At 48.9% G+C, this 25196-nt stretch carries 11 protein-coding genes and 1 riboswitch; of the genes, 9 read left to right on the forward strand and 2 right to left on the reverse strand.

What is annotated here, in order from left to right:
- Positions 1 to 19 precede the first annotated feature (19 nt).
- The 3 genes from PUQ60_RS07460 (at position 20) to PUQ60_RS07470 (ending at position 16340) form a co-directional block, all read left to right on the forward strand.
- A complete protein-coding gene (locus PUQ60_RS07460; protein WP_273379738.1) occupies positions 20 to 13519 on the forward strand; it encodes a SpaA isopeptide-forming pilin-related protein in 13500 nt (4499 codons plus the stop codon).
- Between the two features lie 59 nt (positions 13520 to 13578).
- Entirely contained in the window at positions 13579 to 14562 is a 984-nt protein-coding gene (locus PUQ60_RS07465) for a hypothetical protein (protein WP_273379736.1), read from the forward strand.
- Between the two features lie 120 nt (positions 14563 to 14682).
- Positions 14683 to 14787, forward strand: a riboswitch (glycine riboswitch).
- A 149-nt stretch (positions 14788 to 14936) separates the two neighbouring features.
- On the forward strand, positions 14937 to 16340 hold the full coding sequence (locus tag PUQ60_RS07470; protein WP_022359445.1) for a sodium:alanine symporter family protein: 1404 nt from the start codon (positions 14937 to 14939) through the stop codon (positions 16338 to 16340).
- A 253-nt stretch (positions 16341 to 16593) separates the two neighbouring features.
- On the opposite strand, the gene PUQ60_RS07475 is transcribed toward PUQ60_RS07470, so the two are convergent.
- Positions 16594 to 17532 carry a DUF4392 domain-containing protein gene (locus PUQ60_RS07475; RefSeq protein ID WP_118570162.1) on the reverse strand — a complete coding sequence of 313 codons (939 nt, stop codon included), beginning with the start codon at positions 17530 to 17532 and terminating at the stop codon, positions 16594 to 16596.
- A gap of 533 nt (positions 17533 to 18065) precedes the next feature.
- Here PUQ60_RS07475 and PUQ60_RS07480 point away from each other — a divergent pair.
- Positions 18066 to 18584, forward strand: coding sequence for a MazG nucleotide pyrophosphohydrolase domain-containing protein (locus PUQ60_RS07480; RefSeq protein ID WP_022359442.1), 519 nt, complete (start codon positions 18066 to 18068; stop codon positions 18582 to 18584).
- A 93-nt stretch (positions 18585 to 18677) separates the two neighbouring features.
- Here PUQ60_RS07480 and PUQ60_RS07485 read toward each other — a convergent pair whose 3' ends face one another.
- Complete coding sequence (locus PUQ60_RS07485) at positions 18678 to 19106, reverse strand: Rrf2 family transcriptional regulator (RefSeq protein ID WP_022359441.1); 429 nt, start codon at positions 19104 to 19106, stop codon at positions 18678 to 18680.
- Positions 19107 to 19654: 548 nt separating this feature from the next.
- On the opposite strand from PUQ60_RS07485, the gene PUQ60_RS07490 reads away from it, so the two are divergent.
- From PUQ60_RS07490 to sdaAA, 5 genes are all read left to right on the forward strand, one after another.
- Positions 19655 to 20938 (forward strand): O-acetylhomoserine aminocarboxypropyltransferase/cysteine synthase family protein, encoded by a 1284-nt coding sequence (locus PUQ60_RS07490; RefSeq protein WP_273379730.1) that lies wholly within the window; start codon positions 19655 to 19657, stop codon positions 20936 to 20938.
- A 348-nt stretch (positions 20939 to 21286) separates the two neighbouring features.
- Positions 21287 to 22159 (forward strand): phosphoribosylaminoimidazolesuccinocarboxamide synthase, encoded by an 873-nt coding sequence (locus PUQ60_RS07495; protein WP_273379728.1) that lies wholly within the window; start codon positions 21287 to 21289, stop codon positions 22157 to 22159.
- A gap of 211 nt (positions 22160 to 22370) precedes the next feature.
- Positions 22371 to 23135, forward strand: a complete 765-nt coding sequence (locus tag PUQ60_RS07500) for an SDR family oxidoreductase (protein ID WP_337539901.1) — start codon at positions 22371 to 22373, stop codon at positions 23133 to 23135.
- 21 nt (positions 23136 to 23156) lie between these two features.
- On the forward strand, positions 23157 to 23816 hold the full coding sequence (gene sdaAB / locus PUQ60_RS07505) for an L-serine ammonia-lyase, iron-sulfur-dependent subunit beta (protein WP_107000463.1): 660 nt from the start codon (positions 23157 to 23159) through the stop codon (positions 23814 to 23816).
- A 42-nt stretch (positions 23817 to 23858) separates the two neighbouring features.
- A complete protein-coding gene (sdaAA, locus tag PUQ60_RS07510; RefSeq protein WP_273379725.1) occupies positions 23859 to 24743 on the forward strand; it encodes an L-serine ammonia-lyase, iron-sulfur-dependent, subunit alpha in 885 nt (294 codons plus the stop codon).
- The last annotated feature ends 453 nt before the right edge of the window (positions 24744 to 25196 follow it).

A 25196-nucleotide genomic window follows, 5' to 3' on the forward strand; every position in this document is an offset into this window, starting at 1 on the left:
AAAAACGAGGAGGAAGTTTATGGGGGAGTATCGGTACAGAGAGAATGTGAAACGGGGGATGGCGTTTGTACTGGCAATTATATTGGGAGGAATGGCTTTTTTGCCAGGATTCCCGGTTTTTCCGGCGAAAGCGGCACCTGCGAGCGGTCAGCAGACAACACTGACGACAGCCCATGGCGATACGCTGCTGGGACACAAGCTTTATTGTATCGATAAGGGCGGTTATGCGATCTGGGGAATTGCAGAAAAAGGGGATCTCTATGAAGCACACCGTCCCTCCCAGGCATCCGTTCCGCTGAGCAGTCAGGAACAGAAATATGTATTTTGGGCGATGCTCTCGCTCAGAGCAGCGCTGGGGGATGAAAAGGCAAATACATTTATCCGGGCGATCAATGTGGCAGCAAAAGCACAGGGAAAACCGGAAATTATCAAGATGGTGTCCGAGGAAGATCTGAAAACAATCCTCTATGTTCCAGCTGTGCGGGCAAAATATCCGTGGCTGGAGGCAGCTGCGTCAAATAGTGAGGCGTACATGCAAATGGGAGGAATGCTGTCTGGCGGAGGCAGCGGAAAGGAAAATACCGGTGTCGGCGGCGGAAAGATTCCAGATGTGATAGCTTCCAGCACCTCGCTGGGAACGGCAAAACAGGTAGATGCGGCGACTCTGACGCTGTCGTTTGCGCCGGATGGCTCGGATTGGGATTTTATCCGTTCTGTACCGCTTGAATTTTCAAACAATGACGGTGTTTCATTCAGCCCGGTTCCGACCGATGGATGGACGTATACAAAAACCGACTCGCAGATCATATTTAAAAATCCAAATCCAAAACCGTCGAAAGCCCTGATTCGTTTCCGGGTGGAAGGAACCCCATACGCTTCGGGCGGCGGGGGATATGCTTCGGCGGAGGAGGCGATTGACCAGTCGCTTCAAATCTGGGAGTGTGTGACCTGTTCGGGGACACACGGAGGCGGAACGCCTGCCAAAAGTGATCCGTGGATTCATCAGCGGATGGCATGGATGGAGCTCGGAATGGTTCCGGTCAATTATTTTGCTGCATTGGCGGGCGATCCAACCCCGGTACCGGAGCAGGGAGGCATTCGATTTGAGGTATTTAGGCATGAAGAGGATTTTACTTCCACCTATAATCTGCAGATGTACAAATACGATCATGAGACAGGGAAAGCGCTGGAAGGGGCGCGGTTTGGCTTCTTTGAGCGCTTTGACGATAAGAACAGGGTAAATACTGAGCGGGACGGAGCTGCCGAATTGTATGAGGGCGGAGAACCATATGCCAGCCATTATCAGGATGAGCCGGTTCTCTGGGATGGTTTCAGACAAGTGGGTTCGGCGGTAACGGATGGCGATGGCTACGCCTCCCAGACGGTGGAGCATGGTTATCACTATGACAAGACGTTCTGTGACGGTCATCCGGCACCGGCCTTTGTACCTGTTCCAGAGGAAGAGGAGGACGAAGAGGGCGAAGTCATCAATGAGGAAGAGATTGAGGCGGCGCAGGCAGAAAATATCCGCCTGGCAAATAGCTGGCTTTTGTGCGAAGAGGAATGTGAAGAAAAGGCGGGCGGAGACTTTGAGGGCGTCCATTTCCACTGGATAATGGAGGAGGTCGATGCAGGGGAGATAGAAGGTATCGCGTCAGACGGCGGCTCCGAGGGAGAAACACCCGATGCGGGACCGACGACAGGGGCAGACGGGGAAACTTCGTATGCAAAGTCTGGCTGCCAGGAGGACTGTGGGCAGACGTATGAGAAGTTCATTTCCATGAAGTACAGTTATACCTGGAAAGAATTTAAAGCGCGGGATGGATATATTCTGCATGATGAACATGCAGATGACCTGCCAATTGAGATTATCACAACCGATGCATCTGAGCATGGGGCAAATGCAGCCTTTGGAGGCGGATATTCGCGTGATGTGGTGCTGGGAACGAAGAGTGTGAGAAGGAGTCAGGGCATCGGAGAGGCTTCCGGAAATCAGAATGGAGAAAGTGCGGGGAAGAGTCCTGTATTTCCAGGACTGTTAGAAATGCGTGTTTTGCCGCAGAGGATGGTTCTGTTTACGGCATTGGATGCAGCGCTTCTGGGGAAAGCGACACCGTCGGAGGCGGAGATAGGAGAAAAATCGCAAGATACAGGAAACAAAGCGGGGAGAAAGAGGAATAAGACAAGTGAAAACGAACAGGACATAAATGAAAAAGACAGAAAATTGACACAGGAGAAGAAGGAAGCAACTGCCTCGGAGATGAAAGTATCTATTTCGGAGCGTCTGGTAAATCGCGTCCAGAAAGGTTTTGTGTTTATTGATGAAGCGGATGATGATTTAGAAGAAGCAGAAAAAGCGGAACGTGAAAGTATTCGGCGATATATGGCAACCGGCTCAGATTTATTGACAACCGAGGCAGGTTTTTATACAAGCTGGCATTCACCTTCTTTGTTGTATCAAAATCCGCAGTTGTCACAAAGAACGGAAACACTGGCGGGTGCGGCAGCAGAGTCACTATTTTTCCCTGCCTATGAATCGGCGCTTGTTTCCGCGAGTGTGGGTTCAGCGATAGAGCCGGGAAGTGCTGGCAATTTCAGCCATTGCAATGGGGCAGACGGCGAGAAAGATGCCTGGAGGATCTACGATCACCGGACAGAGGGCGAGGTACATATCAATAAAAAGGATCTGGATCTGAAACAGGGCGAAAATGAGTCTTACAATGCGCTTGGGGACTCACAGGGGGATGCAACGCTGGAAGGTGCAGTGTATGGCTTGTTTGCAGCAGAAGATCTGCTGCATCCGGACGGGAAAACAGGGGTAGTTTACCGGGCCAATCATCTGGTGGCGGTGGCGACGACAGATAAAAATGGAGATGCCTCGTTTCTGGCATGTACAGAGGCGCCGGGGCGAACCTATGATTATTCGAAAGGGTCGATTGCGGATGCAGCAGATGGATGGCGAAAGAAAGCGCCGGGAAATCTGTATACACAAGATGCGGCGATCGATGACTATACGGTAGATAAAGCCTGGGAGCGGATTTATTATAACAATACGTCAAAGAATGGGAATGCCTGGATTGGACGCCCACTTCTGATGGGGGAATATTATGTCAAGGAATTAAGCCGATCCGAGGGCTTTGAACTTTCGGTTGGAAATAAACTTCACGCAGTTACAAACCTGGGACAGGATCTGGAGGCGGCGGTCCTGGAACCGGGAGAAGGATATGCCCATATTTCCATGCAGATGTATGGGGAAGAGCAGGCAGGCGATGGTGGAGCTGATACGAATGAAATTTTCTTTTCGGCAGAGTCAAAGGACACGAAAGAAGGAGTTTATGAGATTGTGGTGTCAGGGCTGCCGGAGGGCGTGAGCTTTTATCGAAAAGACGAGGGAAAAGGAACGGTTTCGGTGGAAGCTGGGACAGGTGAGTATGAAAAAGTTTATACCGGGGAACTGGCAGTGGCAGAGAACGACTATCAGTATCCAAAGTACAATGCGGATGGCACGCCGATGAATAAAAAGGTTCCGATTGAGTATGCGGCGGGGTGGATGCGCCAGGTCCGGGTGCAGGAACTTGTGCCGGAGACAGTGGAAGCCGTTCTTTTGCAGGCAGAAACGGGAATGACCGAGGAAGAAAATGCGGACAAGCTGGCAAAGATATTTGATGTGGATGACTTTTGTTATTTGAAAGGGAAAGCCGAGCGGGTACTCCGCAGACATGCGAAAATAACACCGAGGACACCGGGAGCAGGAGAAAATGCATATTCCAGTATCTATACCGGCGTATTTGACCGGGGCGTCCGGGAAGGAGAGCGGGACGTGTACGGCGTCAGCGGTGTGACACCGGGAGAAAAGGCAGAAAAAACGGTGTATGGTTCGCCGGTCCAGACGATTGCGGTGCCGAAAACAAAAGATGGAATCTCAATGACAGTGGGAGACGTGATCACTTCCGTTCTGGATTTTTATCATACCCATCCATATATCAGCTATGGCGGTCTGGACGCGGTGCAAGAGTCTTCGGATTCGTTTGAATTTACGGTATATGCAGGAATTTTAGGAATACCGGAGAATTTCATGGTACTGGGAAGTGATCCGGAGAAAGACAGCCTGATTTTTCACCGGGCAGAGTGGCTGCCGGAGAATATGGAAATGTGTCCGCGTTATGTGTATATACCATATTCAAATAATCGAGGTCGGGACGCATTTGGAACGTATACTGATTATAGGGAAACTACCGCTGGAAATCAGGTGATGGCGTCGGCACTTTTGCAGACAGATGCTGTGATTGAGGGAGATGGTACGATTGTTCCGAAGGAAAATGAGGTAAATGTCTATTACAAAACCGGGGAAATTCCGTATGATGCGGATGGGCAGCCGATCCAGGTAGTTGTTTACCGGGAAAAGACAGAAACACAGCAGCGGGAGGTAACGGAGACAAAATGGGTTCATCAGGCAGCAGCCCGGAATGCAGATGGGAGATACATACTGCGGGTTAACGCGAATTTTACCGACAGTTTTGGCGTGAAAAAAACAAATGCAGGCGTGCTGGAAGAGCTGGGATTTAAGGCGGTATTGAAAGAGAAGAAGGTTACACTGAACGAGGAAGAAGCCGCAATGCTGGGAAATGGTTTCTTTGCCGGCCACCAGATGAACAGTTCCAGCTATTACACGTGGATAAAACAGGCGCGGGCAAAGGCATATGTCGATTCTGGAGGTTCCGGCCTGACAGGGGATGATTCCTATGTGGTCCCGGTGGCACTGGCGTACCCGGGGCAGGAGACCACCTATCAGGATGCCGGGACAAGGAAAGAACCGCTGGGTGTACTGGAGCGAGTGATCCGCCAGAAGATAAAAATCGTCAAAAATATAGCGACGACACCGGAGGGCACCTATGCACATAACACTTATGCGGAAAGTGGGCACACCGATCCGTTTACGGAAAAAGAGGGAGGAAACGAAAATGTCGCTTCAGCACTGCCAAATTTCCGCTTTAAGCTCTATTTGAAATCCAATCTGGAACGTCTGTACCGGAATACGGATGGCGAAATCGTGTGGATGAACCGGGATGGGGAAGTCGTCTCGTTGCCGGAGATAAAAAAGAATTTTCCACTGCTTAGAGAATCCTTTGCTCCGGTTCAGAAAATTTTCACGCAGGTAATTCATAAAAAAGATTCCCAGACGGCTGGTTCCGTCAATAACAATGTCTGGGGCAGCGCAGTGACGGCAAAGGAACGTCTGTATGAATATGGAAAAGACGGGCAGATCGCGGATTCGAAAGAGGTTAATCAGGGATATACAAGACTTCTTGAGACGGTCATGCGGACCAAGGAAGATGGAGCGGGAGCGGTACGGGAAGTTTCCGGCTATCAGTATGAGAAATTTTTCGATGCGATGGCGGTGGCGAACCGGGATAAATGGCAGCGGGCAGATGCAGCAGATACATCCTTTAAGCCGTTTGCGTGGATCCGTACGGGCATTTTTGGAACCGGTGGCGGAGAAATAAAAGATCCGGCGCATCATAACAATGCGGCGATACAGAACCAGAGCCGTACGTCGGAAGCAGCCATAGAAAATGCAAAACGGTCGGATGCTGTCCGTCAGTTTGCGATGGACTGGTATTTGAAGGATGAGGTAAAGAAGCAGAACATTCAAGCATCGGGCGGACAGGAAGGCTACCCGGATTATATCTATGATGAAGCCTTGCATCAGGCAATTTTAAAAGCAGAGGAATATTTGAAGCCGTTTTTCTCCTATGATTTGGACGATTTATACGCGATTGAGTGGGACAGCGCGGAAAATGGAGGTTCCGATCGGGACAAAACAACGTTGTCAGCAGAAAAATTAAAAAAATCCGAGGAAGGTTATTATTATGGCGTTTCGAAATACCTTCCTTACGGAACCTATGTGGCAGTCGAGCAGCAGCCGTATTCGGGAGCACTGGAAGATTTCAAAAACCAGCATTATCGGATCGACCAGCCGAAAGAAATAGAAGTCCCGTCGGTTTATGAGGCAGGTGGAAACCTCGTATCTCCGGAAAAAAAGTCAGCGGATTATCAATATGACGCCTCGGCATCGCCGGAAACGCTGGCGGCGAACTATCAGATCCGGATGAATGAAGAGTGGGGAGATACAAATCAGGCGGATTTGAGGAAATATGTGATCCGCGCACATGGACAGGATGGAAATTATGAGATTTATAAGTATGGTCTGGATGCGGATAAACGGCAGGGAACGATCTCCTATCCAGGCGGAAGCTATGCCTACAGCGGATTTTCGCCCGCTCAGAGGGAAATGGCGCCGTACAAGGACATTTATCGGTCTGAAAATGCAAACAGCCGGTACCGGAGCAACGAGAAGGTAGAAAGCTATTACCGTTATGGTTCGATCTCAGAGCAGGCAGGGTGGGCAGATTCAGTGGAATATCCGTATGGAGAGAAGACGGATGATAACAATCCGGCGGGATTTTATCTGAAAGATCAGGTCAGGACAATCACCGGGGCGCTGACCGGGTTTGACGGGCGGTATTTTCAGGGATTGGTGCCTTACAGTGTGACAGAACCGGCGGCGGAGTCCGCCTATGATGCGTTGGGATTTACCGGCTACGCGGATGGAAAATACCGGAATACGTTTTATGCTGCAAAGCTTCGGATTGAAAAACTAGATTCGGAGACGGGAGAGAATATTCTGCATGATGATGCGGTGTTCGCTATTTATGCCGCCAGCCGGGACACGTCGAAGTACAGCGAGGGGGAGGTGCAGTTTTATGAAAAAGATACACAGGTGACAGCCAGCCGGGAATTTTTGGAGGCAATGGGGGCAAAGAAAATCGCGCCGGTTGATTTGAAAACACTAATTCCGTCAAAATACCCCTGGAAAGCACCTTATACAGGAAAATATACAGGCATAATCCCGGCAGGAACTCCGATTTGCAGTGAAACCGATCAGGTGGTGATGCAGGATGCCTTTGGGACGCGGACGGGCACATTCCAGGTTTATTCGACGCTGCAGGATTTTGGTGGTTTGGGGGAAACTCTGCCGTCCAACCAGAATACAGGATATCTGATCACGCCGCAGCCGCTGGGAGCAGGAGCCTATGTGTTGTGTGAATTATCTGCACCGGAAGGATACGTGAGAACGAAACCGATAGCGGTGGAAGTGTATTCGGATGAAGTGACGTATTATCGGGACGGAGAGCGCGGTCAGCGGGTGGCAGCTGCCGTGTATGGAGAAATGGTAACCCGGATAAGCAGCAACGGAGAAGCAGTCCAGAACCCGGATGGAACGAAGCCAAATGGCAATAAGCCGCAGGACCGGGGGGATGTGGCGCGGATTTATGTAGGAAATACGCCGATCCGGCTGGAAATCGCGAAAGTAAAACAGGAGGAAACGGAGATTTTGTTTGAGTTGAGCGATCGGCGAGAGGGAACTTTGACCGAGCTTTCGAACCGTTATGGTCTTGAAAATCTGGAACTGGCGTACAATGCGTCGGGAACGTTCCTTGGGTATGGGTGGTCAAAGGGCTGGCTGGATAGTCTGAGGGCAAAACAGGAAGCCGGGGAGTGGATTGACCTGATTTATGAGGATCAGGTTTTTACTGGAAAGGCGATCTGGCATCGGGTTCCAGATACGGCGCACGCACTTAACCGCTATCTTCCAGGTGCATCGATGTGCCTGTATGATGCGATCGAGGTAAAGAAGAACGGGGACAGTGAGGACCGGGCGTATGCCGGTGTCAATGTGGTGCGCGATTCGTTTGGAAATGTGATCCGGATGTATGTGCAGAAAGGTTATGCGGGAAACCGGCTTCTGTATGTGAAGGATAAAGAACAAGAGGGGGAAGATAACAAAGGAGAAAATAACAATTATACACGATATACGCAGGATGACCGGTTCAACGACCAGGGGAAAGGCAGATGGATTCTCAAGTGGGTTGAACGCGAAGATACAGACATTTTATATTACGATCTCGGGGCACTGGAGGTATTTACGACACTTCGGGGCGTGCGGTATGCCTATAACGAAAAGGGCGAACTGGTGCGTCCCAAAGACGGCGAACCGATCTATGCGATGAAAGACGGCGTTCCATTTCTGGAAATTGTAAGCCCCAGCTATGAAGAACTGGCGTACAGCCGGAAAGAAAGGCGGTTTGAATACGTTCCGTCCGGGACAAAATTCTATCATCTGGCATCAGACGGAAGCTGGGACAGCGAGGTAGAACCGTACACGGGAATGGCATATGTGACGGAGGAGAAAACCGGCAAAACATTGGTGTGGGTGGTCCGGGTATCGAAGGATCGCTATGAAAATGTGATTGCCAGGGATAAGATAAAGACTGGCCGCGTGGCAACGATGTATGCTGATACGGAACAGGAATACACGATCGGGACATATGACGGAGGTCTGCTGCAGCCCCATGTCAATCCGGTTTTGAATGAAAATGGGCTGCCGGTTTATTACCAGCGTTCCGATCAGACTTATATCAAAGGATATCCCGTTTATGATCGGGATGGCGATTATGTGCGTTACCGATACAGCGATCTTCTCAAAGCTTACAATGCCAATGCATGGGATCTGCAGTTGAAAGCAGCGCTCTATGATATTGGAAATGATCCGGAAAAACGGGAAGATGACCGACCACTGTACCATCGTCAGGGTGAGGCGTATCTGATGGAAAACAGCTGGATAACCGGGGATGAAATGCCAAACGATCCGTTCCATACACGGATCAGAGATGGGCAGGTGGACGTTTTAAAACGCGTCCCGGTGGGAACGTATATTTTAGAGGAGACGCGTGCCCCATCCGGTTATGCGAAACGGATGCCGGCAGGTCTTACGGTAGAGGAAACCTGTGAGGTACAGGAGCTGTACCTTACTAACCGCCCGATCACGGTGCAGATCGAAAAGATCGACGCGCCAAAACAATATCAGCAGCCAGTCCGGGACTATGATCGCATTTTGAACGAATCGGATTCTAAGATCTGGGAGGAAGGAAAAGGGGGGTATACGTTTTCAAGTGTGGAAGGAGCCGTGTTAGCGCTCTATCCGGCAAAAAGAGTTGCGAGTGATGATTTGGAAGCACATCCGTCCGGGTATTATCTGGAAAAGAAAGGGGAACTTCCGGCGAACTGGACAGTACTAGATGAGAGAAACCAGAAAAAGACAGTGACTGCGAAATGGACCGTCGGAAAGACGCCAATGGCATGGGAGGGGATTCCGGCAGGCGATTATATTCTCGGGGAAATAGAGACGCCTCCGGGATATCTGACAAATCAAATAGAGGTGGAAATCCAGGAAACTTCTAAGCTGCAGCTCATCACGATGCAGGAGGATCATATAAAAACCGCCTTTTTCAAATATGAGGAGAAGGATGGAAAAAAAGAATGTCTGCCGAATGCATATGCGGCGGAGCTGACCCTGTACGAGGCAGTGACAGATGAAAAGGGAATTGTCATGGAAGCGGATGGAACACCGCGCTATGACCGGGAAAAACGGGTGACGAGCTGGAAGACCGAAGATGCGAAAGCCTACAGCCAAGGAAGCGACAGCTTTGCAGCCCGCTATCAGGAGCTGTATGCAGAATATCACACAAGGTTTAACACGGTTGCATGGTGTGGATATACCGCTGAAAAACTGGAAGAAACGGCGACAGAACAGGGCGAATCAGTGCGTCAGCTCTGGAATCTGGGAAATGGTTCGCAGGTGCTTGTTCAGGTAACGAAAAATCTGCAGCCGGATGGAAAAGCAGGCTACAGCTATGATTTCCGCTGGAATTACCAGACGGAGGGGACTCTGGTCAGTTATGATACCTCCGATGGGATTCACCGGATTGATTATTTACCGCTGAATCCGACGAAAAATGATTTGGCTTCGAACAGAAAGAAAGGCTATTACGTTCTGGTGGAGACGAAAACACCAAGCGGCTATCAGAAAGCAGCACCGAAGCCGGTGATTGTCGAAGAAACTGCTGAAATTCAGCTTTACGGGCTGGAAAATAGGGCAAAGTCTGTCTATATTTCCAAGCTGGGAAGCTCAGGAGAGGCATCCGAAGAGGCAATTTATCTGGCAGGCGCAGAACTTGCTGTTTTCCGGGCGGCACAGGATGGAAGCCTGATGCAGGAAAAAGAATATTTAGTGGAACGCTGGATTTCTGGATCGGATGGAAAATTTACAGAGGAAGAAGCAGAAAAACAGGAGATTCCGGCAGGCTGGAAGGCAGGGGACTGGAAGCCGCATCGGATTTCTCCGATTGCCTATGGAGTGTATTATCTGGTGGAACTTTCGGCACCGGCAGGTTATCGCCTCATGGAACCTAAGAAATTTACGGTGGCGACTGCTTCGGGGGAGACAATCGAAGCGGTTAATACGTTGAAACAGGGACGGGTTCGGGTTGAAAAGGTGGATGAGAGAAAGCCAGAGGAAAAACTGGCAGGTGCGGTGTTTGAAGTGAAAAACAGAGAGACGGGAGAAAAGGTTCAGATGGAGACAGACGAGAGCGGTCAGGCGGAAAGCCCGTTTCTGCCAATCGGAACGATAGGGGAGAATGGAAGCTGGATTCCGTACCATTACGAAGTCCGTGAGACGATGCCGCCGGATGGATATCAACTTATTCCGCGCGTGTACGAGGTGCTGATAGAAGATCAGAAGGAATGCGAGGTGCTAACGTATGATCTGACGGTGCCGAATGAAACAACGAAAATCAAAATTTCCAAGCTGGATTTCGATACGGGTCTCTTTGTGTCAGGAGCAAAGCTGGCAGTGTATGAAGCTGGATTTTTGGATGGTGTGTACACTGAAGCGGGTGAGGCATTGGAAACCTGGATCTGCGATGGGAAAACACACGTGATAGAAGGAAAGCTGATTGCCGGGCACACGTATCTTCTGAAAGAACTGGAAGCGCCGGATGGATACACTGTGCAGAAACCGATGATTTTCACGGTGTCAGATACAGGCAGGGGGATTAACGCAGCCAGAGATGGTGCAAATGCGCTGGAGACAGAGACAGCAGACGGTTTATTTGACAGCATAACGTCTCTGCAGGTGCAGGGAAGAAAAGCGCTTCGTCTGGTGAGAACTCTGTGGGATTTGGACAGTGGGGAAGAATTTGTACTTTCTTCACTGATGGAAGCTTCTGCGCCTTATCTGGAACGAGAAAAATGTGAAAAAGAGGGAGTGGCAGAAGGACATCGTTTCGAACTGCGGGAGATCATTGAGTTCAGTGACGGCAGCCGCCGGACGATAGGAAAAAATACATTCCGTTTGAATTGGGATGAGAACGGACATTATCCGCTGACGCTTCGAACATTAAAAGGAACGAGGTATCGTCTGGAAGAATATCATCAGAAAGAGACAGATGGCAGGGAAGTGGAAAGCTGGATCCCGGAAAACAGAGATGGCCTGGGATATATCCATGAAATACGAAATCCGGAATACAGTGACCCTTGTGGCATCCGCGCCGTTTCCCCGATTGGAAAAGACGGAGCAGCGGTGCTGCCGGGAAGTGTAATTGTATATGAAATTACATATCGGAACCAGTCAGATAAAAAAGAAAATATGAAGATTGGACTGGAAATTCCAGCTGGGTGTGAACTAATGACAGCGGCTTCGATGGGCGGAACGGAACAAATAGGTGAATCCTGGTATTGGAATATAGAGAATGTGGCAGCCGGATCAGGAGGCATTTTGCGGGTGGCTGTTCTGGTTGGAGAGCATATAAATGAAAACGGACAGGAAAATCATTCTGGTATGACGGTAACGGCAACAATATGGGGAAAAACGGGCAAGAGCTATGAATCCTTCCATCCAATTCTATCTCCGGGCGCAATTGCTATCGCCGGGCGGGTGACGGGAACTGCCGCGGCGTTGTTAAGGCAGGTAGATATAACATATACGTTATACTTAAAGAATGCGGAGGGAAAAGAGCTTCCAGGCTTGATTTCGTACACAGGTTCTAAATCGGGAACGCTGCGAAGTGGAGGAAGCCTGACGCTTTCTTGTGACGAATCGGTTGTTTTGACAGGGATGCCGTGGGGAACAAACTATGAGGTTCGGGCACAAGTTCCGGCACAGACTCCGGATGGACTGCCGATCGAGTGGAAGAGTACAGGAAGCACGGGACGAACCTCCCGGCAGGGAAATACAGCGCTCTGGGAATTTCATCAGAATGATCGGTCGGTGCGTGAAGTGCTCAAACGTGGGAATAGATACCGCCTGGTTGAACTGCTGGAACTGGACGGTGGAAAAACGGAAGAGGTGAGGTCGAATCAGATGATTTTTTCTCTGGGGGACGATGCACAGATAGATGGAATTGGAATGATAGATTCCCCGACAAAGCTGGTCTTTTCAAAGACAGATCTGGGCGGAACGGAGCTTCCGGGTGCTCAGATAGAGATTCTGGATCAGTCTGGAAATGTAATCGAATCATGGATTTCTGCGGCTCATCCTCATGAGATTATTGGAACGTTGACACCGGGAAAGAGTTATATAATGCGCGAGACGGGAGCGCCGGATGGATTTGCGTATGCGGAAGAGATTCCGTTTACTGTTTCCGAGGATGGAACGGTCGAGCGGATTTTCATGCAGGACAAGCCGACGCACGTGGAAATCACAAAATACAGTGTGACGGGAGAAAAGGAACTGCCGGGGGCGCGGATGGAACTCTGGGAGGAGAAGGAAGGCGGAACCTTGGTTGATTCGTGGGTATCTGATCGGGGCGCCCATGTGATAAAAGGAAAGTTAAACGCTGGAAAAAACTATGTGCTGGTAGAAAAAACAGCGCCGGATGGGTACTGGAAAGCAGAAAAAGTGACATTTACGGTATCACTGGACGGTCGAGTAGATCAGGTGAAGATGTATGACAGACCGACGGAAGTGCAGGTGGAGAAGCGGAAATGGAGGGAGCAGAAAGGAGATAGCGAATTTGTAAAAGGTGCCCACCTGAGGATTTCTGATGAGACTGGAAAGGTAATATTGGAATGGATTTCTGAAGAAAAGGAGAAATGCATACAGGGCATTTTAAAGGAGGGCTGCCGCTATATTCTGGAAGAGCTGGAAGCGCCGGAGGGCTACGAAAAAGCCGAACCAGTTTTATTTACGGTTTCAGAGGGCGGAACGGTGACGGTTGTGCGGATGTATGACCGTTTGAAGCCGGAGCGACCGGGACACGGTCAGCCGGAACATCCAAAGAAAGTGATAGAAGAGCTGAAAGAGGGCTATTTAACAGTTCGCGTGCCAGAGTCGATCTGTGGAGATGGGAAAATTGTTCTCGACGGCAGACAGATGAAGCCGCTTCCGAAGATGGGATATGGAGAATCAGCCACCTGGGAAGTAGAAGGTGCTTATCAGGTTGAGGACGAAAAAGAGCGTCTGAATGAAGCAATTTCACTGATTTGGAAGTGGAAACTGGTGATTGGACTGATATGTATGAGCGCTGGGGCAGGGCTGGCGCTCGCAGAGCGGCGAAGAAAGGAGGAAAATATAAAAAAGAATATGGAGAGGAATGATAAGGGCAAGGAGGAGTAAAAAAATAAGAGAAAAATCAAAATCGATCAGATGGCAGAAAAAGGGAAGGGAGGGATTTTATGGATCAGATGGCGAAAGGGCTGCTCTTCGGAGCAGCCGTACTGAGCCAGGCGGCTGCGGGATGTTTCCCCGCTGCCGCGGCATCCATCGATCGGGTCAGGATTCGGCTGGCAGCAGAAGAGCTGGATGAAATGGGAATGCCTGTTTTGGAGGCGGAAAGCCGGGACAGGGCATATAGCGTCACTGGTGTGGAACGAATCTCCGGTGATCCGGCAAGCGGACCGGCGATGGATAGGGCAGAGGTGGGAAAAAAAGAAAATGAACAATATAAAGGGAGCATACAAGCCGACTCTGAAAATATAGGTACCAAAGAAGTTTCTTTAGAAGAACGAAAGATAGAAGAAATCCGTGCAGAAGAACCTGCTCCGGAAATTCTATACGAAATAGAGCTGGAATCCGACGCAGAAGATTCTTTTTCCGTCCTTCGCCAGGAGGACATCCAGTTTTCAGGGCTTGGCGCGGTATGCAGCAAGGCAGTTCGGAAAGATAATGGCACTACGTTGCTTTTGACGATCGAATTACAGGATGCCGGAGAGATAATAGGAACGGTGGATGCAGCAGTCTGGGCGGAAAGAGGAATTGGCAGGTGGAAGAAAGCGCCGGGGGCTTCGGCATATTTGGTGATGCTTTACCGGGATGCGAAGCGTGTCGGACATCCGCATCGGACGAGTGCTGAACAGTACGATTTTGTACCGTTGATGCAGACTGCGGGCGTATATCATTTTAAAGTGATTCCTCTGACAAAGCAGGGAAAGCGTGGTCAGGCAGCAGAATCAGCATGGAGGAACGTGACGGAGGCAGAGGCAGCTCAAAACCGGGAAGAATGGGGAGGAAAAAAGCCGGGATGGCAGCCAGAAGGGGAAATTCCATCGTATATTTTAAAAGATGGTGCATACCCGCAGATGGATTCTCTTTTGATTGGCGAAAAGTATGAGCAGTTTAATGAAAAGGGGGAAAACGTGTCGCGAACCGTAATATTTTGAGGATTTTCGTATAATTTATAAAAATCAGTTGAAAAAGCAGAAGAAATGTGATAGCATACCTCACATAAGTTCGTTCCTGTTTACTGAACCGTCCTGATGAGTGATCGAAGGTCAGTCAGGCAGGGACACTCTGGAGAGTCTCCAAGAAGGAGCGCCGAAGGTGTAAGACGGATGCACGTCCATGGTATTCGTTGATCTCTCAGGCAAAAGGACAGGGCATACAACCAATCACAATGGAACCAGGGGATGAGTTCTATTGTATGCATATGTTCTACTCTTTGGAGAGCTGATTTGTATCAGCTCTTATTTTATTACTCGATCCCGGATTTATAAAAGAGCCGGAATCGTAACGAAAACATAGAGGAGGATAAAAAATGGACACGATTTTGACACTGGTAAACAAAGGCAATGATTTTCTGTGGAGTTTTCTTCTGCTGATTCTGCTGTGTGGAACGGGCATCTATTACACGATTCGTCTCAAATTCATCCAGGTAAGAAAATTTGGCGAGGGCTGCAAGCATGTGTTTGGACATTTCAGCCTGAACGGAGAAAAACATGAAAAAGGGGAAATGAGCCCGTTTCAGTCGATCATGACGGCGATCGCAGCACAGGTTGGTACTGGTAACCTGGCAGGTGCGGCGACAGCGCTGTTTGGCGGCGGTCCGGGTGCAATCTTCTGGATGTGGCTGAGCGCGTTCTTCGGAATGGCGACCATCTACTCCGAGGCGGTTCTGGCACAGACCTACAAGACAGAGGTAAATGGTGAGGTGACAGGCGGACCTGTCTACTACATCAAGGCGGCATTTAAAGGTAATTTTGGAAAGGTATTATCCACTCTGTTTGCTATCTTTATTGTTTTAGCACTTGGGTTTATGGGCAATATGGTACAGTCCAACTCGATCGGTGCTGCGTTTACAGAGGTATTTCAGGTATATGGAATCAATATTCCGCCGATCACGATCGGTCTTGTGCTGGCAGTACTGGCAGGATTCATTTTCATTGGTGGAACCAAACGTCTGGCAGCTGTGGTAGAGAAGGTTGTGCCAGTTATGGCAGGCGTTTACATTGTAGGAAGCCTGATTCTGATTGGTCTTCATATCAATCACGTGCCGACGGCATTTATGATGATCATCAAGGGCGCGTTTGATCCGAAAGCGGTAATGGGCGCTGGTGCTGGTATCACCGTCCGCGAGGCAATCCGTTTTGGTGTAGCGAGAGGACTTTTCTCCAATGAGGCAGGTATGGGTTCCACACCGCATGCTCACGCACGTGCGAAAGCAGAAAGCCCGCATCATCAGGGGCTTTGTGCGATGATCAGTGTCTTTATTGATACATTTGTTATTTTAAATCTGACCGTATTTGCAGTCCTGACAACGGATGCGATGAGCTCCGGCAAGGATGGTACAGCGCTGACACAGGCGGCATTCATGCAGAGTTTTGGAAACTTTGGTTCTATTTTTATTGCGATCTGCCTGCTGTTCTTCGCATTTTCGACGATTCTGGGATGGCATTTCTTTGGCCTGACGAATGCGAAATATCTGTTCGGCGAGGGCGCGGCAAAGGTTTATTCCTTCATCGTTGTGATTTGTATTGTCATTGGTTCTATGTTAAAGGTAAATTTAGTATGGGCTCTGGCAGATTTCTTCAACGCGCTGATGGTTATTCCGAACGTTTTGGCATTACTTGCATTGAGTCATGTGGTTGTGGCGGCTGACCGGAAAGCGGAAGCGATCACGAAAAATGTGACACAGGCATATCGGGCTGCAGAAGAAAAGTAAGAGCAAATAAGTGAATTGTAAGCGTAAAAGCGAGCGTTAAACAATCATTCAAAAAAGACCTGCTTATGTAGTGAAATACATAGGCGGGTCTTTTTTAAATATAGGAAACTTCGTTCTATGACAAAGAACGCTCCGCGGGATGCGCACTCGCGCGAAGAAAAAATATGTCGCAAGCGACCGCGCGAGACGCCCGAATGTGCCAAGGCACATTCTTTATTCTTGAAAATGAAAACAAATAAAAAACCAAAAGTCCCTAAACAGCTGCCATTACCTTCCGCTCTCTGTAAAAATAAGGAGTCTCTCTCTTTGCTGTCTGCTTTTTAAGCGTTTCATCGGTCAATTTGCGGACAGACTGCAAAATCCTCAGATGCGTCTCCAGAGGGAGTGCATCAACGGTCAGTTCCGCTTTTTTCGTGCATCCATCCACACCGCCTGCTGCCACAACCCGGCGGAGCAATTCTGTCTCGGTGCGGTCAGAGGGGAGAAGATTCCGTCCTAATTCCAGGGAGAGCAGGGAGGCAATGCCCCAGCCCCACCAGTTGGAAACGCCGCTTGCCAGCGTCAGGTCTGCTGCTTCTGCGGTGCAGATAAGTTCGCCGTGTGGAACACCTGCGAGAATTTCACGGCGGAAGGTCCCCATTCCCATCTCGTTGCCGCCATCTCCGATGGAAATGACCGTGGCACCAGCTTCTCTGGCAGCAGACAGGAAAAGTGCCGAATCTGTAATCATATCGTCGAGCTGTTCACCGCGCATGCTGTGATAATGTCCGTTTTCAGCTTTGCCTGGGCGCTCCAGGCTGATCAGATGGGTCGGTTTTGCATCACGGATAAAGGTGCGGATAAAGTTATCCGTATTCTGTTCCGGCAGACGGATCAAGGTTGCCTGCGGAGCGCGGAAGCGGAGAGCCGCTTCCAGATGCGGATAAGAAGACCAGTCGGTTACGACTGACACGCCGCAGCCAGCTGCCGTCAGCGCTGCTGCGAGGTTGGCAGTTCCGGAAGGTCCATCCGTCTCGCCGGTAATAGAACCGTCTGGCATTCGAACCGGGAAACCGGTCAGAAGAACGGCTCTTTTCGCATGGGCGAGAGAAGCAGACACAGCCGCAAGTGGGGAAGCAGGCAGAGATGCTAAAAGTCCGCGACCGCCAAAATCCTGTTTCATAATTGAATCTAAAGTTTCATAAAAAGTCATGGTATCAATCCTCCAGGTATACTGCATTGTGCAGAAATTGACAGGGGATTTTCTATCTGGATGATTCGAGCGCTTATTTACTGGATAATTTCCAAATCAAAAAAGATTGGCAGCAATCCGGTATGGTAGCTGTATCGGAATCATGTGCAATAAAAAAAGACCCACATATCCTGTAAGATTCATGGCTCTTATTTACGAAGGGAGCATCCGGGCAGGAGTCCCGATAAATAAAAGAATCTGTTTTGTTATAATTATATTGTAAATGAAAAATATCAGACTGTCAATTCCAAATTCATTTTACGGCTGACAGAAAGCAAAATTTGGAATATAATAAAAAATGGGGTAACTGTTCAGTAGGTCAGCGCATTTACTGCGCTGACCGTACGAAAACATGGACCAGCAGGCAAAAATCCCATTGCCGTAGGCAATTTTTAATGGATTTTTGCTTGTGGCTGTGAAGGTACTGAACAGCTACAAAATAGGCATATAAACAAGCTCAGAAATAAAAGCAGACAAGAAAATGGATAGAGAGAATGAAACGAGAATCAAATGAGATAAAAAAAGAAAATGACCGCGCCGCATCGTTCATGCGCTTCTGCGAGGTAGTCCGCCATCTCCGTGCCGAGGACGGCTGTCCGTGGGATCGGGCGCAGACGCATACATCGCTGAAACCGTACTGCATTGAAGAAGCGGCAGAGGTGATTGGCGGTATCAATATCTGGGAGGCGACCGGCGATGCGGAGAACCTGAAAGAAGAACTGGGGGATTTAATGCTGCAGATTCTTCTTCACGCGCAGATCGCGGAGGAAGAAGGACTATTTACGATACGGGAGGTCATGGATGGCGCCAGCGAAAAAATGATCCGCCGCCATCCGCACGTGTTTGGTAAGTCGATGCTGTCCGAACAGGGAGAACCGGTCACGGATTGGGATGCAATCAAGAAGCAGGAAAAAGCCGGAAAAGAGTGGACGGAAGCGTATCTTCCGGGAGCGCTGGAAGAGGCGGAGAAACTGCTCGAGCGGGCAAAAGAACGGAAAGGCATCAAAAAATAACATTTGAGATGCTTCAATACTGAAATAAATAGAAAAATCTACATATAAAAAGGCATTCGGTCAAACTGGAATGCCTTCGTTCATTTATAAATGCTAATTCGTACTTTTCGGCAAAGACTGACTTTCCTTTACCAGATCTTCTAAAGTAATATTATAGAAGAAATTGTGTACAACCTGATCAAAGCGTTTCCACATCGGCAGGGTCACACAGCTTGTCTGACGTTCGCACGGCGGCGCATCCGGTGCAAGGCAGGCAACGGAAGAGAGAGAGCCTTCGGTCAGTTCCAGAATCTCTCCGGCGGTATATTCATTAATCGGACGGGTCAGACGGTAACCGCCGCCTTTGCCGCGCTGTCCTTCCAGTAATTTATTTTTGACCAGAACCTTCAAGATGATTTCCAGATACTTTTCAGAAATCTGCTGACGGGTGGCAATTTCATTCAGTGGTATATATCCAGCAGAATTTTGTTCCGCCAGATCGATCATAACGCGCAGGGCGTATCTTCCTTTTGTTGATATCATTCGGTAACCTCCTTACTACTAACCAATTATAACGCAAGGTAATAGGACTTTCAAGGAGAAAAGCGTGGAAAACAAAGAAAAAAAGTTTTTTCCTAATACCTATTGACAAAGTTGGTTTATAAGAGTATCATTAAGCCATCGAGTTCGGAAAGAACATGAAAATGAAAAGGAGGCAGATACAATGGCAAGACAGAATATTGTATGGAACGGAAATCTGATGTGTTGTTGTCGAATGTGTAATTCCCGGGCATTTTATATGGTCAGGTAAATTTGCATATCTGCCGTTCAAGAGAATGACAACGATTTAAGATGCAAGCCATTTGCCCGGGAGCTTAAAGAAGATTAAGCGGTCCGGCTTTTTATTTATCCAAAAAGCAAAATATACATTTGCATAAGCAAATATAGTAATGCGGAAAAGCAATTATTTTATAGAAAGCTTGAAAATAAATGGAAAAACGCTTGCTCAAATAAAAAAATGAATATAGAATAAAAACGAATTTACATACTAGGAAATAAACTTCCAGAAAAAGAAAGAGAGGTATTTTGAGATGGGAAATTATAGATTTGAGACTCTTCAGTTACACGTAGGTCAGGAGCAGCCGGATCCGGCAACCGATTCCAGAGCCGTTCCGATTTATCAGACCACTTCTTATGTATTTAAAAATTCCGCCCATGCGGCAGCACGTTTTGGCCTGGCAGATGCCGGTAACATTTACGGACGTCTGACCAACTCCACACAGGATGTATTTGAGAAGAGAATCGCAGCACTGGAGGGCGGCGTTGCAGCACTGGCAACCGCATCCGGCGCAGCTGCTATTACATATACAATCGAGGCACTGGCAGCAGACGGCGGTCACATCGTAGCACAGAAGACCATCTACGGCGGCAGCTATAACCTTTTAGAGCATACACTTTCCCATTTCGGTGTATCTACAACTTTCGTAGATGCTCATAATCTGGAAGCGGTAGAAGGTGCAATTCAGGAAAATACCCGTGCTATCTATCTGGAGACTCTCGGAAATCCGAATAGTGATATTCCGGACATCGACGCGATTGCTGAAATTGCACACAAACACGGACTTCCGTTAGTCATTGACAATACATTTGGCACACCGTACCTGATTCGCCCGATCGAGCATGGCGCAGATATTGTCGTACATTCCGCTACCAAGTTCATCGGCGGACACGGAACCACTCTGGGCGGCATTATCGTAGATTCCGGTAAATTTGACTGGAAAGCAAGCGGCAAATATCCGGCAATCGCAGATCCGAATCCGAGCTATCACGGCGTATCTTTCGTAGAGGCAGCAGGTCCGGCAGCATTCGTCACCTACATCCGCGCTATCCTTCTGCGTGATATGGGCGCTACGATTTCCCCGTTCAACGCATTCCTGCTTCTTCAGGGAACTGAGACACTGTCTCTGCGTATCGACCGTCATGTAGAAAATACCAAGAAGGTTGTTGAGTACCTGTCTAAACATCCGTTAGTAGAGCACGTTAATCATCCGTCTCTGCCGAAGCATCCGGATCATGCACTGTATGAGAAATATTTCCCGAACGGCGGCGCTTCTATATTCACCTTTGAGATCAAGGGCGGACAGGCAGAAGCTCATAAGTTCATCGACAACCTGCAGCTCTTCTCCCTGTTAGCAAACGTAGCAGATGTAAAGAGTCTGGTTATTCATCCAGCAACAACAACCCACTCCCAGCTGACTGACGAGGAGCTGGCAGATCAGGGCATTAAGCAGAACACCATCCGTCTGTCCATTGGTACCGAGCATATCGACGATATCATCGAGGATCTGGAGCGTGGATTTGCAGCTCTGAAATAAGTAAGAGTGCGTCGGGCTGAGAATCCGAGGCATATACATAATAAATGGTAAATTGATAAAATGCGGTGTCATCTGCCAACTTTTCTTTAAGCAGGGAAGAAAGGCAGATAACGCTGCATTTTTACTATTCCATTTTGGAAGAAAACGGCGTAGAAAAATTCATACCAAACCGCCTTCCACAGGGTAAAATGCTGAATTGTTGGGATTTAAGGAGGAAACGGGGAGGCGAGTCTTGACAATAAGGGCGGGTAAGTGGTAATTTATCAGATAGAAGGATACAGAGCTGTACATTTGTGATATAGGGGGGCTCTGGATTCCACCATAAAATTTAAGAATGAGGTGCAAAAAATGCAGGAGATGAAACCGATTAAAGAAGGAAAAGTCCGTGAAATCTATGACAATGAAGACAGCCTGATTATGGTTGCAACGGATCGTATCAGTTGCTTTGATGTTATCTTACATAACGAAGTGACAAACAAAGGCAAGGTACTGACACAGATGTCCAAGTTCTGGTTTGACCTGACGAAAGACATTATCCCGAATCACATGATTTCCGTAGATGTAAAAGACATGCCGGAATTCTTCCAGCAGGAGAAATTCGAAGGAAAGAGCATGATGTGCCGTAAGCTTGAGATGCTTCCGATTGAGTGCATCGTCCGCGGTTATATCACAGGAAGCGGCTGGGCAAGCTACCAGAAGACCGGAAAGGTTTGTGGAATTGAACTGCCGGAAGGCTTAAAAGAGTCTGACAAACTGCCGGAGCCGATCTACACACCGTCCACTAAGGCAGAGATTGGCGATCATGATGAAAACATCTCCTATGAGCAGAGCGTAGATCATCTGGAAAAATACTTCCCGGGCAAGGGAAAGGAGTATGCAGATAAGCTGCGTGAATACACGATTGCACTTTACAAAAAATGTGCGGAGTACGCACTGGAAAAAGGTATCATTATCGCAGATACCAAGTTTGAGTTCGGTCTGGATGAGAATGGCAACATCGTTCTTGGTGATGAGATGCTGACTCCGGACAGCTCCCGTTTCTGGCCGGCACAGGGCTACGAGGCAGGACATTCCCAGCCGTCCTTCGACAAGCAGTTTGCACGCGATTGGCTGACCGCTCATCCGGGCAATGACTGGACACTCCCGCAGGAGATTGTGGACAAGACCATTGAAAAATATCTTCAGAGCTATGAGATGCTGACCGGCGAAAAGCTGGCATAAGCGGATCGCTCGATGCAGCCAGTCAGGCAGTGGAAGAAAATGCATTGAATAAAAGTAAAAAAGCTGCTGTGAAAAGAATGAAATTCTTGTTTCACGGCAGCTTTTATATATAGAAATAAAAAACAAATATATCGCTAGTTCGTAATCTGCAGCAGAGGGGCTGTTTACAGATGTGTGCTTTTGAAAGGGAAAATAAAAGATGCGCGATTTTATGGATTTATTTAGCTTAAAGGGGAAAAAAGCGATCGTCACGGGCGGAACCAGAGGACTCGGCTATGGCATGGCAGAGGGACTGTGCAGAGCTGGGGCGGAGGTTGCTATTTTGGGAACAAGTGAGAAGGTGCGGGAGAGCGCTGATGCGCTTGCACGGACAACCGGTGTGGTGGTTCACGGAATAGTGGGAGATCTGGTAAGAGAAGAGGAGGTTCCGAATATCTATAAGCGTCTGGTGGAAAGCCTTGATGGTCAGGCGGATATACTGGTAAACTGTGCGGGAGTTCAGCACCGGTGCGTGGCAGAAGATTTTCCGATGGAAGAGTGGAATCGGATTCTGCGAGTAAATTTAGGTGCTATGTTCCAAATGTCTCAGCTGGCGGCGCGGGATATGCTGCAGCGTGGATACGGCAGAATTATTAATGTGGCATCGATGACCTCCTTCTTCGGAAGTGTGATGATACCGGCATACGCGGCAAGTAAGGGCGGTGTGGCGCAGCTCACGAAAGCCTGCTCCAATGAATGGTCATCGCGTGGTGTGACCGTCAATGCGATCGCACCTGGTTATATGGAGACAAAGCTCACATCGGATATGAAAGCCAAAAATCCGGATCAGTATGAAGAGGTAACGGCGCGGATCCCGATGCACCGCTGGGGGAAGGCGGAGGATCTGGCAGGAATTACCGTGTTTTTAGCGAGTGACGCGGCAGAATATATAACGGGAGCGGTAATCCCGGTGGATGGCGGCTACCTGGCGAAGTAAACGAGAGAAAAGGAAAGAAATATGAATCTATTTGATATAGTAGGTCCGGTGATGGTCGGACCGTCCAGTTCCCACACAGCGGGCGCGGTTCGGATTGGATTTGTGGCGCAGAAGCTTCTTGGGGAACCGGTTAAGCGGGCAAGGATTGGTCTGTACGGCTCATTTCTGGCAACGGGAACCGGACACGGAACTCAGAAAGCGCTGATTGCGGGACTTTTAGGAATGGTGCCGGACGACATGCGGATTCCGGACAGCTTTCACCTGGCAGAGGAGAAAGGGATTGAGTTTTCCTTTGAGGAAGCTAATTTAAAAGAGGCGCATCCAAATTCGGCGGAACTGGAGCTTGAGGGCATTTCCGGGCGCAGTCTGACGGTAGTAGGTGAATCACTGGGCGGTTCCCGGATCAATATTGCGAAGGTCGATGGGATTGAAGCCAATTTTTCCGGCAGTTATCCAACCTTGGTTGTCCACAACGACGATCAGCCGGGACATGTGGCGGATGTGACGGCGATGCTGGCGCACAAATCGATCAATATTGCGACGATGCAGCTCTACCGTGCGGCGCGCGGCGGCATGGCAGTGATGGTTATTGAGTGCGATCAAGAGATTCCGGAAGAAGGGCTTGTGTGGCTGCGCCGTCAGGAGGGTATCCGAAAGGTAACATATTTAAGTCTTCGATAGGAAAGATTCATATAAGAAAAGGAATGGAACGGGAAAATGGAAATGTTATATCATTCAGTGAGTGATCTGGTCCTCTTAGCGAACGAACATCAAATTCCGCTCTGGAAGGTGGTTCTTCTGGCAGATGTGCAGGAACGCCAGGTGACGGTGGAAGAATCGTTTGAAACAATGCGGCAGATGTATCAGGCGATGCGCCAGGCAGATCAGGAATACGACGGCTCGATCGTCTCGGCAAGTGGAATGGCGGGCGGCGACGGAGAAAAACTGCACGCATACAATGCCTCCGGTCGCAGCCTGGCGGGCGAATACATGGGGCTTGTGATGGAAAAAGCGGTGAAAATGGGAGAGTCCAACGCCTGTATGAAACGAATCGTGGCGGCTCCGACGGCGGGCGCATGCGGGGTGATTCCGGCGGTATTTTTGTCGTATGAGGAATATTGTAAGGAAACGGAGAACCGGATGGTCGAGGCGCTCTTTGTCAGTGCAGGAATCGGTGCGGTTATTGCAGAAAATGCGAGCATCGCCGGTGCATCGGGTGGATGCCAGGCGGAGATTGGTTCAGCAAGTGCGATGGCAGCAGGGGGGCTGGCATATCTGCAGGGCGGCGATGCGGAGTGTATCGCGAATGCAGCGGCATTTGCCCTCAAAAATATGTTGGGACTAACCTGTGATCCGGTCTGTGGTCTAGTTGAAGTTCCGTGTATCAAGCGGAATTCCGCCGGCGCCGTCAATGCGGCGGTCAGCGCGCAGATGGCAATGGCGGGAATCAAGAGCGCGATCCCGGCAGACGAGGTCGTCGATTCCATGCGCCGGATCGGCAATGCGCTTCCGGCTGCTTTACGCGAGACGAGTGAAGGCGGTCTGGCCGTGACCGAGAGCGCCAGAAAGATAGCAGAACGGATGGGAAAGAAGGAACACATTGCGTAGAAAACCCAGGAAGGTAATGAAAATCAATAGAACCAGACAGCACGCCATTGCAGAACCTGTCAGAACTGTTCCAGCTGCTGATTAGAAAATAAAATTGTAGAAGAAAGAACAGCAACATAGAAATAGCTCTGTTTAAATGATGCCAGAATATTCTTAAAAATCACAAAAAAACATATAAAATAGCAAATTTAGAAAAATGCTTGACTTTCCGGGAATGCTCTGGTATCATAACATACGTCCTTGAGACAAGGACAAAAACAAAACACGAAACGAAAGAAATGATTTGAAGATTCTTGACGAACTCAGAAAAATTTCGAAAAAACGTGGATTTGTAAAAAAATAAAAAAGTGTTGACAAAAGCAAAAACTTTTGATAGACTATAAAAGTTGCTGCTGAGGCAACAACAAAGAACCTTGAAAACTGAACAGTATGTAAAACCCTGAAAATTCTAAG

The sequence above is a fragment of the Clostridium sp. AF02-29 genome (assembly GCF_934835585.1).
Lineage (GTDB): Bacteria > Bacillota > Clostridia > Lachnospirales > Lachnospiraceae > Otoolea > Otoolea fessa.

Coding starts and splice junctions, on each gene's coding strand:
- PUQ60_RS07465 (WP_273379736.1), top strand. CDS start 13,579: ATGGATCAGATGGCGAAAGGGCTGCTCTTCGGAGCAGCCGTACTGAGC.
- PUQ60_RS07480 (WP_022359442.1), top strand. CDS start 18,066: ATGAAACGAGAATCAAATGAGATAAAAAAAGAAAATGACCGCGCCGCA.
- PUQ60_RS07475 (WP_118570162.1), bottom strand. CDS start 17,532: ATGACTTTTTATGAAACTTTAGATTCAATTATGAAACAGGATTTTGGC.
- PUQ60_RS07460 (WP_273379738.1), top strand. CDS start 20: ATGGGGGAGTATCGGTACAGAGAGAATGTGAAACGGGGGATGGCGTTT.
- PUQ60_RS07470 (WP_022359445.1), top strand. CDS start 14,937: ATGGACACGATTTTGACACTGGTAAACAAAGGCAATGATTTTCTGTGG.
- sdaAA (WP_273379725.1), top strand. CDS start 23,859: ATGTTATATCATTCAGTGAGTGATCTGGTCCTCTTAGCGAACGAACAT.
- sdaAB (WP_107000463.1), top strand. CDS start 23,157: ATGAATCTATTTGATATAGTAGGTCCGGTGATGGTCGGACCGTCCAGT.
- PUQ60_RS07500 (WP_337539901.1), top strand. CDS start 22,371: ATGGATTTATTTAGCTTAAAGGGGAAAAAAGCGATCGTCACGGGCGGA.
- PUQ60_RS07490 (WP_273379730.1), top strand. CDS start 19,655: ATGGGAAATTATAGATTTGAGACTCTTCAGTTACACGTAGGTCAGGAG.
- PUQ60_RS07485 (WP_022359441.1), bottom strand. CDS start 19,106: ATGATATCAACAAAAGGAAGATACGCCCTGCGCGTTATGATCGATCTG.
- PUQ60_RS07495 (WP_273379728.1), top strand. CDS start 21,287: ATGCAGGAGATGAAACCGATTAAAGAAGGAAAAGTCCGTGAAATCTAT.